Raw genomic sequence first — 13,268 nt, 5'->3', positions numbered from 1 at the left:
CAGGGTGGACCACCGATGGATATCGTCGTCCCCATGAGCTCCCTCCATTCACCTGGTCGCGGCCAGGACCGCTGGCAGGACACCGCGAGCGCCGCCGGCCTCCTGGCCGACGACGGCACCGTCGCCGTCACGATCTTCGCCGAGATGTCCGCCCTGGCCGTCCGCACCGGCGCCATCAACCTCGGCCAGGGGTTCCCCGACGTCGACGGGCCCGAGTACATCAAGCAGGCCGCGATCCGCGCGATCGAGGAGGGCCGCAACCAGTACGCGCCCGGCGACGGCGTACCGGAGCTGCGCCGCGCGGTCGCGGAGCACCAGAAGCGGCACTACGGGCTGGACGTCGACCCGGACACCGAGGTGCTGGTGACGACCGGCGCCACCGAGGCGCTGGCCGCCTCGATCCTGGCGCTGACCCGCCCGGGCGACGAGGTGCTCACACTCGAGCCGTTCTACGACTCGCATGCCGCCGCGATCGGCATGTCGGGCGCGACCCACGTCACCGCTCCCCTGCTGCCCGGGCCGGGCGGTTTCCGGCTCGACGTCGACGCGCTCCGGGCCACCGCCTCGCCGCGCCTGCGGATGATCGTGCTGAACTCGCCGCACAACCCGACCGGGACCGTCCTGACGCGGGACGAGCTGGAAGCCGTCGCCGCCGTCGCCCAGGAGCGCAACGCGATAGTAGTGACCGACGAGGTCTACGAGCACCTCACGTTCGGCGCGGAGCACATCCCGATCGCCACGCTGCCGGGGATGGCCGAGCGGACGCTGACCATCTCGTCGTCGGGCAAGACGTTCTCGTTCACGGGCTGGAAGGTGGGCTGGCTGCACGGCCCGTCCGAGCTGGTCACGGCCGTGCGGACGGTCAAGCAGTTCCTCACGTACACGTCGGGGGCCCCGTTCCAGCCCGCCATCGCGCAGGCTCTGGCCGACGACGACACCCCGCGCGCCCTGGCCGCCTCCCTCGCCGACCGACGGGACCTGCTGTGCGCCGGCCTCGAGGCCGCGGGCTTCACCGTCACGCGCCCGGCCGGCACGTACTTCGTGATGGCCGACGCCTCGGGCCTGCTGGGCCCGCTCGGCCTGCGAGACGGCGTCGACCTCTGCCGGCGGCTGCCCGAGCTGGCCGGTGTGGTGGCGATCCCGGCGACGGCGTTCTGCCGTCCAGGTTCCCCGACGGCGGAGGCCCTGGCGGGGCACGTGCGGTTCACCTACGTGAAGCGCGAGGAAGTGCTGCGCGAGGCGGCCGCTCGGTTGGCTGCCCTGGGTGGCGGTCGCTAGCCCGAGATCAGCGAGATCGCCACGGCCAGCATGATCAGCGCGATCACGCCGTCGAGCACGCGCCAGGCGCCCGGCCGCTGCAGCACGGGCGCGAGCAGTCGTGCGCCGTACCCGAGCGCGGCGAACCACGCGATGCTGGACACCATCGCCCCCGCGGTGAACCACCACCGCGTGTCGCCATAGGTCGCGGCGACCGAGCCCTGCAGCATCACCGTGTCGAGGTAGACGTGCGGGTTCAGCCAGGTGAGCGCCACCGCCGTGAGAACCACCGGCTTGAGACGGCGGCCGGGGCTGTCGCCCAGGGCGCCGTCCTCGGCAGCGGCGAGCGTCGTATCGCCCTTTATGGCCCGCCAGGCGGCCATGGCCCCGTACCCGACCACGACGGCGGCGCCCAGCCAGCGCACCACCACCACGGTGTCGGGCCACTGTTCGACGAGCGGCCCGAACCCGGCGGCGCCCGCGGCGTAGAGGACGGCGTCGGACACTGCGCAGATCGCCACCACCACGCCCACGTGCTCGCGGCGCAGCCCCTGGCGCAGCACGAACGCGTTCTGGGCACCGATGGCGACGATGAGCGAGAGGCCGAATCCGAGTCCGGCGAGCAGAGCGAGCATGCCCTGACGGTAGGCAGCGCAAAGCCTGAAGACCAGTTCACGTTTCTCAATCAACATAAGCAGAACTGAAGATGCTTCATACTGGGGGCATGCGATGGGACTCCCGCCAGCTCGAAGCACTGGCCGCCGTGGTTGCCGAGGGGTCGTTCGACGCCGCGGCCCGCACCCTGCACGTCACGCCGTCGGCCGTGAGCCAGCGCATCCGCGCGCTGGAGAACGCGGCGGGCAGTGTGCTCGTGCGACGGGCCCGGCCGGTCGTGGCCACAATGCCGGGCCAGGCCCTCCTGCGCCTCGCCCGGCAGACCGACCTGCTCGGCGCGGAGGTCGCCGCGGAGCTCGGCGCGGACGATGCGCGCGAGGGCGCCGACGACGCGCGCAGCGGCGGGGACGCCTCGAACGGCATCGTCACCGTGCCGCTGGCGGTCAGCGCGGACTCGCTGGCAACCTGGGTGCTGCCCGCCCTCGCCCAGATCGACGGCGTCACCTTCGACCTGCACCGCGCCGACGACAGCCGCACGGCCGACCTGCTCCGCGAGGGCATCGTCATGGCCGCGGTCACCTCGCAGACAGAGGCAGTACAGGGCTGCCGCAGCACGCCGCTCGGGATCATGCGCTACCGCCCGGCCTGCACGCGCGCGTTCGCGAAGCGCTGGTTCCCCCATGGCCCGACGCCGGAGGCGCTCGCCGCCGCGCCCGTCGTCGTCTTCGACCGGAACGACGACCTGCAGGACATGTACCTGCGCGAGCACGCACCGAGGGCCAGACCGCCGCGGCACCACGTGCCCAGCACCGTCGAGTACGAGGAGACGATCCGGCTCGGTCTGGGCTGGGGGATGCTCCTGGAGCGCCCCTCGATCGGAGGGCTCGAGGACGGCACCGGGGGCGGCATCACGCTGCTGGCGCCCGACGCCGTCCTCGACATACCGCTCTATCTCCAGCAGTGGAAGCTGCGTTCGACGGTGCTGGACCGGGTCACGGCCGCGCTGCGAAAAGAAGCAACGCGCAAGCTGCTCCCAGAGTGAAATCTGGACGTAACCCCATCATTAACCCTGTTGCAGTCCTGCCGCACTTCGGAATCATGAACCGGACATCGGCTGTCCGGCTTTCTACGGTGCGGACATGCTCTCAGCCCTCGCCGGCCTGGCCTTCGGTCTGTCGCTCATCGTCGCAGTCGGGGCCCAGAACATATTCGTCCTCCGCCAGGGGCTGCGCCAGGAGCACGTGGGTCTCGTGGCCGGCATCTGCGCGGTCAGCGACTTCGTGCTCATCTCGGCCGGGGTCGGCGGGCTGGGCGCCATGATCCAGAGCACGCCGTTCGTGGTCGACCTCGCCCGCTGGGCGGGCGCCGTCGTCGTGCTGGTCTACGGCGGCATGGCGGCCCGCCGCGCGTGGAAGGGCGAGCAGGTGGTCATGGGCCGGCACAGCATGACTACCCGGACCGTGGGCGCCGCCGTCGCCACCACCCTGGCCCTGACCTGGCTGAACCCCCACGTCTACCTCGACACGGTGGTGCTCGTCGGCGGGCTCGCCGCCACGCACGGCGACAACCGCTGGTGGTTCGGGCTCGGCGCGAGCCTCGCCAGCACCGTGTGGTTCGTCGCCCTCGGCTACGGGGCGCGCTACCTCGCGCCGATGCTGGAGAAGCCCGGCGCGTGGCGAGTCCTCGACAGCGTCGTCGCGTTCACCATGGTGGTCGTGGCGGCAGGGCTGATCTTCGGCGGAGTCTGACGGGTCAGGCGCAGACGCCGTCGAGAAGCACCTCCGGGCTCGGCTTGGGCTTCGGCTTCGCGGGCTTGTCCCCGCCGCCCTCGGCCGCGCCGCCTGTCTCGCCCGTGCCGGTGTCACCGGTCTCGCCCGTGTCCGTTCCGGTGTCGGCGTCGGCCCCGCCCTCGGCGCCTCCCCCCGTGTCGCCGGAGCCCTCCTGAACCTCGCCGCTCACGCTCGGCGAGCCCGACGGCTCCGGCTCAGCGAGCACTACCTCCTCGGGCGGTTCGTCCGCGGCTATGCGCGCGAAGATCTCGCCGGCTTCCGGGGACCAGCCCAGCCCGCCCGTGGTTCCCTCGGTGGTGTCGAACACCGGGATCTTCGTCATGATGATGTTGCGCTTCTCGATCTCGCGCAGTGACCACGCGAGGCCCGCGACCTTGCCCGGGTTGGCGATGGCCGGGTCGGCGCTCAGGGAGCCGAGCGCCGCGTTGATCAGGCGGAACGTCTTTGTCGGATCGGCGAGGGTCTCGGCAGACAGGATCTGGCGCAGCGTCGCGTTGATGAAGGCCTGCTGCCGCTCGATCCGCGTCAGGTCGCTGCCCATCTCGAGCCCCATACCGGTGCCCTTGCGCACCCGCAGGAACTGGATGGCCGTCTTGCCGTCGATCCGGTTCTCCCCTGCGGGCAGGTCGATGCGTGCCGACGCCGGGTCGCCGTGCAGCGCCTCGGGCAGGCACATCTTCACGCCGCCGATCGCGTTGACGACGTCGATCACGCCGTTCATCTTGACTACCGCGTGGTTCGTCACCGTCACGCCGGTCACCGCGTTGACCGTGTTGATGGTGCACGCCGCAGCATGCTTGAGACTCGTACCCCCGCTACCGACGTCGAAGGACGCGTTGAACTTGTCGCGGTACGGCTGCGTCTGGCTACCGTCCGGGAGCTGGCAGGACGGCAGGTCCACGAACGTGTCCCGCGGGATGGACACGATCTCCATCCACTGCCGGTCCGCCGAGATGTGCACCAGCATCGTGGTGTCCGACCGCATGCCGGTGACCGTGCCGCCGATGTCGGCGTTCGTGCCGTCTCGGATATCGGTCCCCATCAGCAGCAGGTTGACCGGCTCGTCCTTGAACGGGTCCGACGGATCCTTCGGCTCGACCTGCTCGGTCACCAGGTCGCCCAGGTCCTGGACCTCGATCTGCGAGATCGCGTTGTGGTACGCCGTCGCAGCTGCGGCCGAGCCGAACGCCATCATCCCGATGACGCCCATCGTGACCCCGCGGAACACCAACATCTTGCGCCAGCTGCGGACGTGACGGGGCTGGCGCTCGCCCGATCTCGCGTGTCGGGGAACCCCTTGAAATACCTCGCCGACAGGTCGGATCGCCGTCCAGAAATCACTCGCCACGTCTCGGAGGGTAGGGCCTCAGTGCAACAATCGTGTAAATAACACGCGCCGCTCCCAGGCAGTGTTCAGCCCGCATTTCGGGTCGGGCCCGTGGTTCAGTCCGCGCAGACGCCCGGCAGCAGCGAGGGCGACGGCGACGAGCTGGGGCCGTCCGACGGCGTCGTGCCGCCCCCTTCACCGGCCCCCGGGTCCGTGGCCTCGCCCGAGGCACCACCCGACGGCTTCGACCCCTCACCGCCGGCGCCGGGCGACGGCGTCTCGCGCCCGGGCGGCGGCTCGTCGGCCGCGATGCGCTCCCAGACCTTCGCGGCGTCCTCGGTCCAGACCACGCGGTTCGGGTCGCTGGGCGCGGCCACCACGGGCAGCTCGGTGAACACGATCTGGGCCGGGTCGATGTTCCGGATGCTGTACGCGAGGCCCGCGAGCGCCGTCGGGTCGGCCAGCCCGGGGTCCGCGGAGATGGCGCGCAGCACCGCCCGGATGGTGCGGTACAGCCGCGGCGAGTCGGTCACGACGTTCTGGTCCAGCACCTGGCGCACCAGTGCGTCCACGAACGCCTGCTGCCGCTCGATCCGTTTGAGGTCGCTGCCCTGCTCGAGGCCCAGGCCGGTGCCGTGCCGGGCCCGTAGGTAGCCGATCGCTTCGCGCCCGTCGAGCTTCTGCTCGCCGGCGGGCAGCTCGAAGCGGCCGTAGGCGGGGTCCTGGACCAGCGGCTCGGGCAGGCACATCCGCACTCCACCGAGGGCGTCGACGACGTCGACCACACCGTCCATCTTCACCACCATGTGGTTGGTGACCAGGACGTTCGTGAGGGTCTGCACCGTGGAGATGGTGCAGGCCGCTGCGTGCGTGAGGTCTTCCTCCGCGCCACCGCCGATGGTGAACGCGCCGTTGAACATGCCGTAGGTGGCGGCGGACTCGGTCCCGTCGGGCAGCTTGCAGGACGGGATCTCGACCAGCGAGTCGCGCGGGATGGAGACCACCTCGATGCGCTTCCGGTCCCCGGAGAGGTGCACCAGCATCGTGGTGTCCGAGCGCATACCGCCCTCGCCCTCGCCAGCGATGTCGGTGTTCTCGCCGCCGCGCAGGTCGGTGCCCAGGACGAGGATGTTGAGGCTCCGGCCGGTGAACGGATCGTCCGGGTCCTGATTCGGCCCATCGACCAGGCCGGACACGTCGCTGACGCCGATCTGCTGCTTCAGGTCGAGGTAGGCGGTGGCGCCACCGGCAGCCAAGAACGCGACCGCACCCAGCACGAACAGCGCCACGGCTCGCGCGACGCGATGACTGCGCTGGGTATGGAGGTGCCGGGGCACATGTGGAGCATAAGCATGTACCCCGGCACTGGCCTGTCCAGTGGTGATGCTGGTCAGCGCACCGCTGCGACCCCCAGGTCGGGGTTGTCCGTGAAGAAGCCGTCCAGGCCTGCATCGAGGAACACCTGGACCTCGCCCACCATGTCGCCGATCCCGTTCGGGTCGCCCGACGAGCGGAAGTCCGCGGCGAGGAACTGGTTCTCCCGCCGGAACGTCCAGGCGTGCACCTCGAGTCCGACGGCGTGCGCGTCGCCGATCACGGGGCTCGGGGCGGCGAGCGTGCCGTCCTGGTTCCGCGGGATCAGGACGCTCTTCTCGGCGCCGATGCCGTCGGCGTAGGCGGCGATGTCGGCGAGGCCCTCCGGGGTGGCCATGTCCGCGTAGGTGCGCGGGTCGCCTGCGGCCACGAAGTCGTAGGGGGCTCCGCTGCTGCTGATCAGCTGGCCGAGCGGCACGTCGGTCATCTGGTCGAGGTCCTGCAGGTTGCCGACCTCGAAGGACTGCACGATCACCGGCGCGCCGGCCCGGTCGAAGCCGTTCCTGCGCAGCTCGGCCACGAGCGGCTCCTCCAGGGACAGACCCGCCGAGTCGAAGTAGCTGGGGTGCTTGGTCTCGGGGTAGACGCCGACGGGCGCGCCGTCGCAGGTGCGGCTGTTCCGGGCCAGGTCGAGGACCTCGTCGAGCGTCGGGATCAGGTAGAGCCCGTCGAACGGGGTGTTCTGCGGCCGGACCTGCGGCAGCCGCTCCTTGGCGCGGAGGGTGCGCAGCTCGGCGAGCGTGAAGTCCTCGGTGAACCAGCCGGTGATCTGAGCGCCGTCGATCGTCTTGGTGGTGCGGCGGTCGGCGAACTCCGGGTGGGTGGCGACGTTCGTGGTGCCGCTGATCTCGTTCTCGTGCCGGGCGACCAGCACGCCGTCCTTCGTGGACACCACGTCGGGCTCGATGTAGTCCGCGCACTGGTTGATTGCCGTCTCGTACGAGGCGAGCGTGTGCTCCGGGCGGTAGCCGGAGGCCCCGCGGTGCCCGACGACGGTGACACCGTCGTCCGTCACGGGCTCCTTCGTGAGGTCCACCAGGGCCATCTCGGTGTCGTCCGGCGTGCCGGTGATGCGTGCGTCGTTGCCCGGGTAGTTGTTGTCGTTGCCGATCAGCAGCGTGTTCCGGTCGACGAACAGGACCGTCTCGAAGGACTGCACCGGGAGCGCGAACGTGTCGCCCAGGCCGTAACCCTCGCCCGCGTCGATGCCTCGCGGGTTCTCGATCCGCAGGGCGTCCACCACGAGCTCCTTGCGGACGAAGCCGTCGCGGTCCGTGCGGTCCAGGTCGACCTCGTACACGCGCTTGGTGACCGACTGGTCGCCCTCGAAGTCGTCGCGCTCGATGAGCAGCATCGAGTCGGGTCCGGTCGCGAACGCGTCGCCGATGACGTTGGCCTGCTGGTCGGTCTGGTACGCCCAGCGCTTGCCCGTGTACTCGCCGCGACGGGTGTCGAACTGGTAGATCCAGCGGCGGCGGGCGTCGGCGTCGTCGGCGAGCGCGCCCTCGACGACCGGGTAGAGGTAGCGCCCTGCGGCCGCCATCGCCTCGAAGCCGCGGCTGCTGCGCACGTTGGGCGTCTCGCCGGGCTGGAGGTAGGGGTTGGCGGGCGACTTGCCGTCCGGGAACTCGTACGGCGCCTCCAGCAGCGTGCCGTCGGCGTCGAAGTGCAGCAGGAACGGGCCGAACTCCTCGCCCACCCAGAACGTGCCGTCGGCGGCGCGGACCAGGGACTCGATGTCGAAGTCGGCGCCGGTGAGCAGCCGCTCGTCGGTGTCCTCGTGGACGATGTCGAAGTCGAGGATGTCGTTGCGGTCGTTGTACTCGATGAAGTCGAGGACGTCGATCTCGCCGGCGCCCTTGCGGCCGGTGTCCCACTGGGGGCGCACCAGGTAGCTGCGCAGCAGGAAGTCGGCGGAGTTGCCCTTGGCCCCGAAGCCGTTGTCGGGCTGGGCCCAGAAGGTGCCGTCGTGGTTGTCGACCATCGCGGAGAAGCCGGGGATCACCTGCCCGTCCCAGGGCCCCTGCCGCCCGTTGGCGGGGCTCGCTGCGGCGCCCGACGGCGGGCCTTCGGCCAGGTAGTCGGCCGACAGGGTGGCGCGGCCGGCCAGGGTGGCGGCGAGGTAGGAACCGGCGTGGTGCTCGGGCCCCGGGACGGGGCCGGACCGGGGCCCGGCGACGGCGACGGCCGCGGGCAGCAGCAGCGCTGCTGCTGCCGCGGCGGCCACCACGCGCGCGGCGCGGGAACGCATGAGTGTGCTCATGCGGGCGAGCCAAGTCGGCGCAACCGACATCCGCGTGAATCCCGTCCGACTCACGGGTGAACACTCACAGCGGCGTGTGCCAGCCGCCCTTCCGGTACGCCGGGGTGGCCGTCGCCAGCACGACGAACGCGAGCAGGCCAGTACCGAGCATCACCGAGGACATGGCCACCGTGTCGCTGCCGAGCAGCCCGACGATCGGCGACACCACGCCCGCCAGCAGCGACTGCACGGCGCCGATCATGGCGGCCGACGTGCCCGCGATCTCCCCGTGCCGGGACAGGGCCAGGGCCGACGCGTTGGCCGGGATGAGGCCCTGGAACGCGAGCACGAGCCACAGCGCCACCAGCAGGCCGATCAGGCCGCCGAGCTGCGTGACCGCGACCACGAGCAGCACCACGGACATGACCACCTGAGCCACGATCGCGATGCGCAGCAGACGGATGGGCGCGACCCTGCGCACCAGCGCGGCATTGACCTGCGCGGAGAGCACCAGGCCGAGCCCGTTGATCGCGAACAGCAGGGAGAACTGCCCGTGCGTGAGGCCGTAGCCCTGCTGGAAGACGAACGGGGAGCCCACGACGTAGCTCAGGAGCGCGCCCATCGCGAGCCCCGGGATGAGGGCGAGCGCCATGAAGTGCTTGTCGCGCAGCAGCGTGCGATAGCCGCGCAGCACGCTGGTCGCCCCGCCGGTCGTGCGGCGTGCGGACGGGTTCGTCTCCGGCATCGCGAACATCACGACGACGGCGAGCAAGGCGCCGATCAGCGCCAGCACCACGAAGATCCAGCGCCAGGCGAACCCTTCCAGCACTACCGAGCCGAGCGACGGCGCGAGCATCGGCGCCACCCCGATCACGAGCATCAGACGGGAAAGGATGCGGGCGGCCTCGGCGCCCACGAAGCGGTCGCGCACTGTCGCCATCGCGGCGACGCTCGCCGCCGAGTTGAAGAAGCCCTGCGCCAGCCGCAGGCCGATGAGCATGTACATGTCGTCGACGACGGCGCATGCCAGGGACACCAGGACGTGCATGGCCAGGCCGATCAGCAGCGGGAGGCGCCGTCCGAAGCGGTCGGTCAGCGGGCCGATGACGAGCTGGCCGAGCGCGCCGCCGACGAGCATGCAGGAGACGGTGAGCTGAGCGAGGGCGTCGGTCCCGCCGAGGTCCGCGGCGACCTGCGGCAGAGCCGGCAGGTACATGTCCACGGTGAGCGCGGGCAGGCAGGCCAGGGCCCCGAGCATGATGACCCACTTGAGGGTCGACCGTGACGACGGCGCACGGCGCTCGGAGGCGGGCGCGACTGCGGACGCGACTGAGGAGACGCCCGACGGCGCAACGGTTGCCATGCCCCGATGCTATCGAATCGATACGATCCTGCACAGAGTGATCTCGGTCTCTCGCCCATGCCTGCTCGCTGTTCACCGCTCCGCGGGCGGTGTCAGTGGCTCGGGGCATGCTGGTCCTATGTGCGGACGCTTCGCCTCCTTCACGGATACCCAGGACCTCGCCGACCAGCTCGCCATCGCCGAGATCGCCGAGGACGCGCGGTTGTTGCCGCCGTCCTGGAACGTGGCGCCGACCGACCCGGTGCGGATAGTCGTCGAGCGCGCCTCCAAGGGCTCCGGTGAGGTGACCCGGTCGATGCGTGTGGCCCGCTGGGGGCTGGTGCCGTCCTGGGCCAAGGACCCGGGCGTGGGCGCCCGCATGATCAACGCGCGTCGCGAGTCGCTGCTCGAAAAGCCCGCGTTCGCCAAGCCCTTCGCGGCACGGCGCTGCCTGGTGCTCGCTGACGGCTACTACGAGTGGCGCAAGCTGGCCCCGCCTGCCACCGGTTCGAAGACAGCGGCGTCGAAGATCCCGAAGCAGCCCTACTGGATCCACCCGGCCGGCCCCGGCGTGGCCGCCCTCGCCGGCCTCTACGAGTTCTGGCGCAACCCGGCGGCGAGCGAGACCGACCCTGACCGCTGGCTGGTGTCGACCACCGTGGTGACCCGTCCGGCGTCAGACAGGATGGCCGCCATCCATGACCGCATGCCGCTCGTGCTGCCGCGCGAGACCTGGGACGCGTGGCTGGACCCGGCGATCAACGATGCCTCCGACCTGTTGCAGGTCGACAGCCCACCGCTGGCAACCCGCCCCGTGGGCGACGCCGTGGGTTCGGTGCAGAACGACGGGCCGTCACTGATCGAGGCGGACCCGGAGCCAAGGGACCCGGACCTCGTGCTGCTCTGAGTCACGAGCGCGCCGCGCCGGCCTCAGCCGACGCGGCGCGCTCCGGTCGCCGACCCGGTCAGCCGACCGTCGTCGGCCCGTAGACCGTGACCTGTACGCTGCCGCCGACGGTGCTGTCCACGCGGGCGCACTCCGCCGACTCGTCCACGACGGTCGTGGTCGGCCAGCTGTGCGGGAGCGCGCCGAGCGCCTCGTCGGCCACGGCCCGCGCCTGCTCGACCGTCACGCACTGCTCGGCGACATCGCGACGCAGCGAATCCATGAGCGGTTCCAGCTCCGCGACGGAGTAGAGCGCGGCAGGGTCCTCGGAAGCGGCGACCACCAGCGTCTGATCCTCCTCGGCGGACAGCCCTGTGCACGGCCGTTCCGCGCTCGCCGTCCCCACCGTCTCGATGGTCCAGCCCTCCAGCCCCAGCCGGTCGAGCTCGGACTGCGCCCACGCCACGCCCTCGTCGAGGGTGCGGCAGGTGCTGTTGCCGCCGTCGACCTGGTCGCCCAGGCTCTGCCGCAGCTCGATCGCCGCCGCGTCCACCGCCGGCCCGGAACCGCTGTCGATGGGTTCGATCCAGTCGGGCGCCTGGTCGGTGGGCGTCACGTAGACCTGGCCGTCGTGCTCGAAGACGACGGGGTCGCCGACGGGTGGCAGGCCGGCCTCGGCGAGCAGCGTCGTGCAGTCGGCGACTGCGTCGCCGGTGAGCCACGGGCCCGCCGCGTCGACGTCCAGCCCTTCGAGCGCCCTGTCGTTCCACGTCGTCATGCAGGTGAGGCCTTCGGTGCCCTCGCCCAGGTACGCCTGGATCGCCGCGTATGCGACGCCGCCGCCCGCGAGCACGCCGGCCAGGGCGACGGCGATCGCGCCGCGGCGCCCGAGCCGCCTCCGGCGCGAGCCGGGCGGCGTGGCCCCTGCGGCCTCGCGCTCCGTGGCAGCGGTGTCCAGCTGGGTTCCTGTCATGGTGATCTCCTCGCGCAGGGCGGCGAATGCCGCCGGATCCACGGCGTCGAGGGCAACCCGACGCATCGGGTCTGCGGCCTTCAGCTGCTTCATCTCGTCCGTCATCACGCCTCCTCGATCCCGGGGCGGGCCTTTGCCCACCTGCTCATCACCTGTCCGCCCGCGGCGGAACGTTTCAGGGGGGCCTGCAGGGCGGCCAGCTGGTCGGCGAGCCGGCGGCGCGCCCGGTGCAGGCGGACGCGCACGGCGGTGCGCGAGACGCCGAGGACCACCGCGATCTCTTCGCGGCCGAGCTCTTCCCAGGCGACCAGGCGCAGGAGCTCCTGGTCGTCGTCGGAGAGGCGGGCGAGGGCACGCTCGACATCGCTCCCCGAGTCGTCGGGCGGAGGCACCACGTCGGTGAGGTGGTCACGCAGCCGGTCAGCGAGGGCGAGCCGACGTCGGTCGCCACGTCGTGCGTTGGCGAGCAACCTGCGGGCGACCCCGAACATCCAGGGCCGGGCGTCGTCCCCGGCGGGGACGTCGTCGATGCGGCGCCAGGCGACGAGGAAGCTCTCGGCGACGACGTCAGCGGCGTCGGCCGGCTCAGTCACCCGGCGTACGGCGTAGGCGAGCAGTGGCCGGTGCGTGGACTCGAAGAGCGCGGTGAACCGGGCCTCGCGGTCGACGAGCGGGTCGGGTGGTGGGGGTTCGGGGGTGGTCATCCGGGAACCTCTCGGTCGTGTGGCACTGACGAGAGGGTCATGTCCGGTTGTCCGCGCAGCGTTCCACGAACTGCCGGCTACCCCGCCGGCGGTACCTCGTCCAGGGTCTTGATCCGGTCCGGGATCTCTGGGTGCCGGTCCTCCCGGTCCAGCAGCACGGCGCCCAGGCCGGCGTCGAGCGGGCCCTGGTAGTCCTTCTCGACGTCGTTGCCCACCATCAGCACGTCGCCCGCCGCAACGCCGAGGATCTCGCATGTGACGGCGTACGCCCGCGGGTCGGGCTTGCCCGCGGGCAGGTCGTCGGAGGCGACCACTACGTCGAGGTGGTCCGTCAGACCCGTACGGTCCAGCTTGAGCCGCTGGTGGGCGGCATCGCCGTTGGTCAGCAGCGCGACGACGAGGCCGGCGTCGTGCACGCGGCGCAGGGCGGGCACGGCGTCGTCGAACGCTGTCCACGCGCGCTCGTAGCGGGACAGGTAGCCGGAGAAGAGCTCGTCGGCCTCGTCGTCGGAGGCGTCGGCCCCCAGGAACTCGCGCACACGGACGCGCCGCTGCTCCGCGAAGGTGATCTCGCGCCGCTGGTAGCGGCTGTAGGCCGCCTCGGCGATCGTGAGCCAGGCGGTGACCAGCTCATCCGGGTCGTCGAGGTCCAGCCCCAGCCCCGGCAGCCAGTCCAGGAGCGCCGCGCGAGAGGCGCCCTCCTGGTCCACGAGTGTGTCGTCGAGATCGAAGAGAACGACTTTCAGCACGTTCGCATC

Annotated in this window: 12 protein-coding genes; 4 read left to right on the top strand and 8 right to left on the bottom strand. The window is 71.3% G+C overall.

The features are described 5' to 3' along the window. The first annotated feature begins 33 nt into the window (after positions 1-33). The gene (locus IE250_RS23680) at positions 34-1,278 is read left to right on the top strand and encodes an aminotransferase class I/II-fold pyridoxal phosphate-dependent enzyme (RefSeq protein WP_189671784.1); all 1,245 of its coding nucleotides are present in this window, start codon (positions 34-36) and stop codon (positions 1,276-1,278) included. On the opposite strand, the gene IE250_RS23675 is transcribed toward IE250_RS23680, so the two are convergent. Then, positions 1,275-1,892: a LysE/ArgO family amino acid transporter gene (locus tag IE250_RS23675; protein WP_189671783.1), complete on the bottom strand. Its 618-nt coding sequence runs from the start codon at positions 1,890-1,892 to the stop codon at positions 1,275-1,277. The two genes, IE250_RS23680 and IE250_RS23675, sit on opposite strands and share 4 nt — an antisense overlap. Positions 1,893-1,981: 89 nt before the next feature. Here IE250_RS23675 and IE250_RS23670 point away from each other — a divergent pair, with 89 nt between their 5' ends. Both IE250_RS23670 and IE250_RS23665 read left to right on the top strand, forming a co-directional pair. Then, on the top strand, positions 1,982-2,914 hold the full coding sequence (locus tag IE250_RS23670) for a LysR family transcriptional regulator ArgP (RefSeq protein WP_189671782.1): 933 nt from the start codon (positions 1,982-1,984) through the stop codon (positions 2,912-2,914). 97 nt (positions 2,915-3,011) lie between these two features. After that, positions 3,012-3,620 (top strand): LysE/ArgO family amino acid transporter, encoded by a 609-nt coding sequence (locus tag IE250_RS23665; RefSeq protein ID WP_189671781.1) that lies wholly within the window; start codon positions 3,012-3,014, stop codon positions 3,618-3,620. A 4-nt stretch (positions 3,621-3,624) separates the two neighbouring features. Here the strand turns inward: IE250_RS23665 and IE250_RS23660 are convergent, their stop codons facing one another. From IE250_RS23660 to IE250_RS23645, 4 genes are all read right to left on the bottom strand, one after another. Next, the gene (locus IE250_RS23660) at positions 3,625-4,896 is read right to left on the bottom strand and encodes an LCP family protein (protein WP_189671780.1); all 1,272 of its coding nucleotides are present in this window, start codon (positions 4,894-4,896) and stop codon (positions 3,625-3,627) included. 209 nt (positions 4,897-5,105) lie between these two features. Continuing rightward, positions 5,106-6,326 (bottom strand): LCP family protein, encoded by a 1,221-nt coding sequence (locus IE250_RS23655; protein WP_189671779.1) that lies wholly within the window; start codon positions 6,324-6,326, stop codon positions 5,106-5,108. A 53-nt stretch (positions 6,327-6,379) separates the two neighbouring features. Beyond that, positions 6,380-8,626, bottom strand: a complete 2,247-nt coding sequence (locus tag IE250_RS23650; RefSeq protein WP_189671778.1) for an esterase-like activity of phytase family protein — start codon at positions 8,624-8,626, stop codon at positions 6,380-6,382. Between the two features lie 64 nt (positions 8,627-8,690). Further along, on the bottom strand, positions 8,691-9,968 hold the full coding sequence (locus IE250_RS23645; RefSeq protein WP_189671777.1) for a multidrug effflux MFS transporter: 1,278 nt from the start codon (positions 9,966-9,968) through the stop codon (positions 8,691-8,693). 118 nt (positions 9,969-10,086) lie between these two features. Between IE250_RS23645 and IE250_RS23640 the strand changes: the two genes are divergently transcribed. Then, entirely contained in the window at positions 10,087-10,854 is a 768-nt protein-coding gene (locus tag IE250_RS23640) for an SOS response-associated peptidase (RefSeq protein WP_189671776.1), read from the top strand. A 58-nt stretch (positions 10,855-10,912) separates the two neighbouring features. Here IE250_RS23640 and IE250_RS23635 read toward each other — a convergent pair whose 3' ends face one another. From IE250_RS23635 to IE250_RS23625, 3 genes are all read right to left on the bottom strand, one after another. Beyond that, complete coding sequence (locus tag IE250_RS23635; RefSeq protein ID WP_189671775.1) at positions 10,913-11,911, bottom strand: hypothetical protein; 999 nt, start codon at positions 11,909-11,911, stop codon at positions 10,913-10,915. Beyond that, a complete protein-coding gene (locus IE250_RS23630; RefSeq protein ID WP_189671774.1) occupies positions 11,911-12,510 on the bottom strand; it encodes an RNA polymerase sigma factor in 600 nt (199 codons plus the stop codon). Before IE250_RS23630 ends, IE250_RS23635 begins: the two co-directional genes overlap by 1 nt. Positions 12,511-12,587: 77 nt before the next feature. Next, the gene (locus IE250_RS23625) at positions 12,588-13,259 is read right to left on the bottom strand and encodes an HAD family hydrolase (protein WP_189671773.1); all 672 of its coding nucleotides are present in this window, start codon (positions 13,257-13,259) and stop codon (positions 12,588-12,590) included. Positions 13,260-13,268 lie beyond the last annotated feature (9 nt).

The sequence above is a fragment of the Promicromonospora soli genome, from assembly GCF_014653785.1.
Classification (GTDB): Bacteria; Actinomycetota; Actinomycetes; order Actinomycetales; family Cellulomonadaceae; genus Promicromonospora; species Promicromonospora soli.
This window is presented reverse-complemented; position numbering and strand designations above follow the sequence as displayed.

Coding starts and splice junctions, on each gene's coding strand:
- IE250_RS23670 (WP_189671782.1), top strand. CDS start 1,982: ATGCGATGGGACTCCCGCCAGCTCGAAGCACTGGCCGCCGTGGTTGCC.
- IE250_RS23635 (WP_189671775.1), bottom strand. CDS start 11,911: ATGACGGACGAGATGAAGCAGCTGAAGGCCGCAGACCCGATGCGTCGG.
- IE250_RS23675 (WP_189671783.1), bottom strand. CDS start 1,892: ATGCTCGCTCTGCTCGCCGGACTCGGATTCGGCCTCTCGCTCATCGTC.
- IE250_RS23640 (WP_189671776.1), top strand. CDS start 10,087: ATGTGCGGACGCTTCGCCTCCTTCACGGATACCCAGGACCTCGCCGAC.
- IE250_RS23665 (WP_189671781.1), top strand. CDS start 3,012: ATGCTCTCAGCCCTCGCCGGCCTGGCCTTCGGTCTGTCGCTCATCGTC.
- IE250_RS23645 (WP_189671777.1), bottom strand. CDS start 9,968: ATGGCAACCGTTGCGCCGTCGGGCGTCTCCTCAGTCGCGTCCGCAGTC.
- IE250_RS23650 (WP_189671778.1), bottom strand. CDS start 8,626: ATGAGCACACTCATGCGTTCCCGCGCCGCGCGCGTGGTGGCCGCCGCG.
- IE250_RS23630 (WP_189671774.1), bottom strand. CDS start 12,510: ATGACCACCCCCGAACCCCCACCACCCGACCCGCTCGTCGACCGCGAG.
- IE250_RS23660 (WP_189671780.1), bottom strand. CDS start 4,896: ATGTTGGTGTTCCGCGGGGTCACGATGGGCGTCATCGGGATGATGGCG.
- IE250_RS23680 (WP_189671784.1), top strand. CDS start 34: ATGAGCTCCCTCCATTCACCTGGTCGCGGCCAGGACCGCTGGCAGGAC.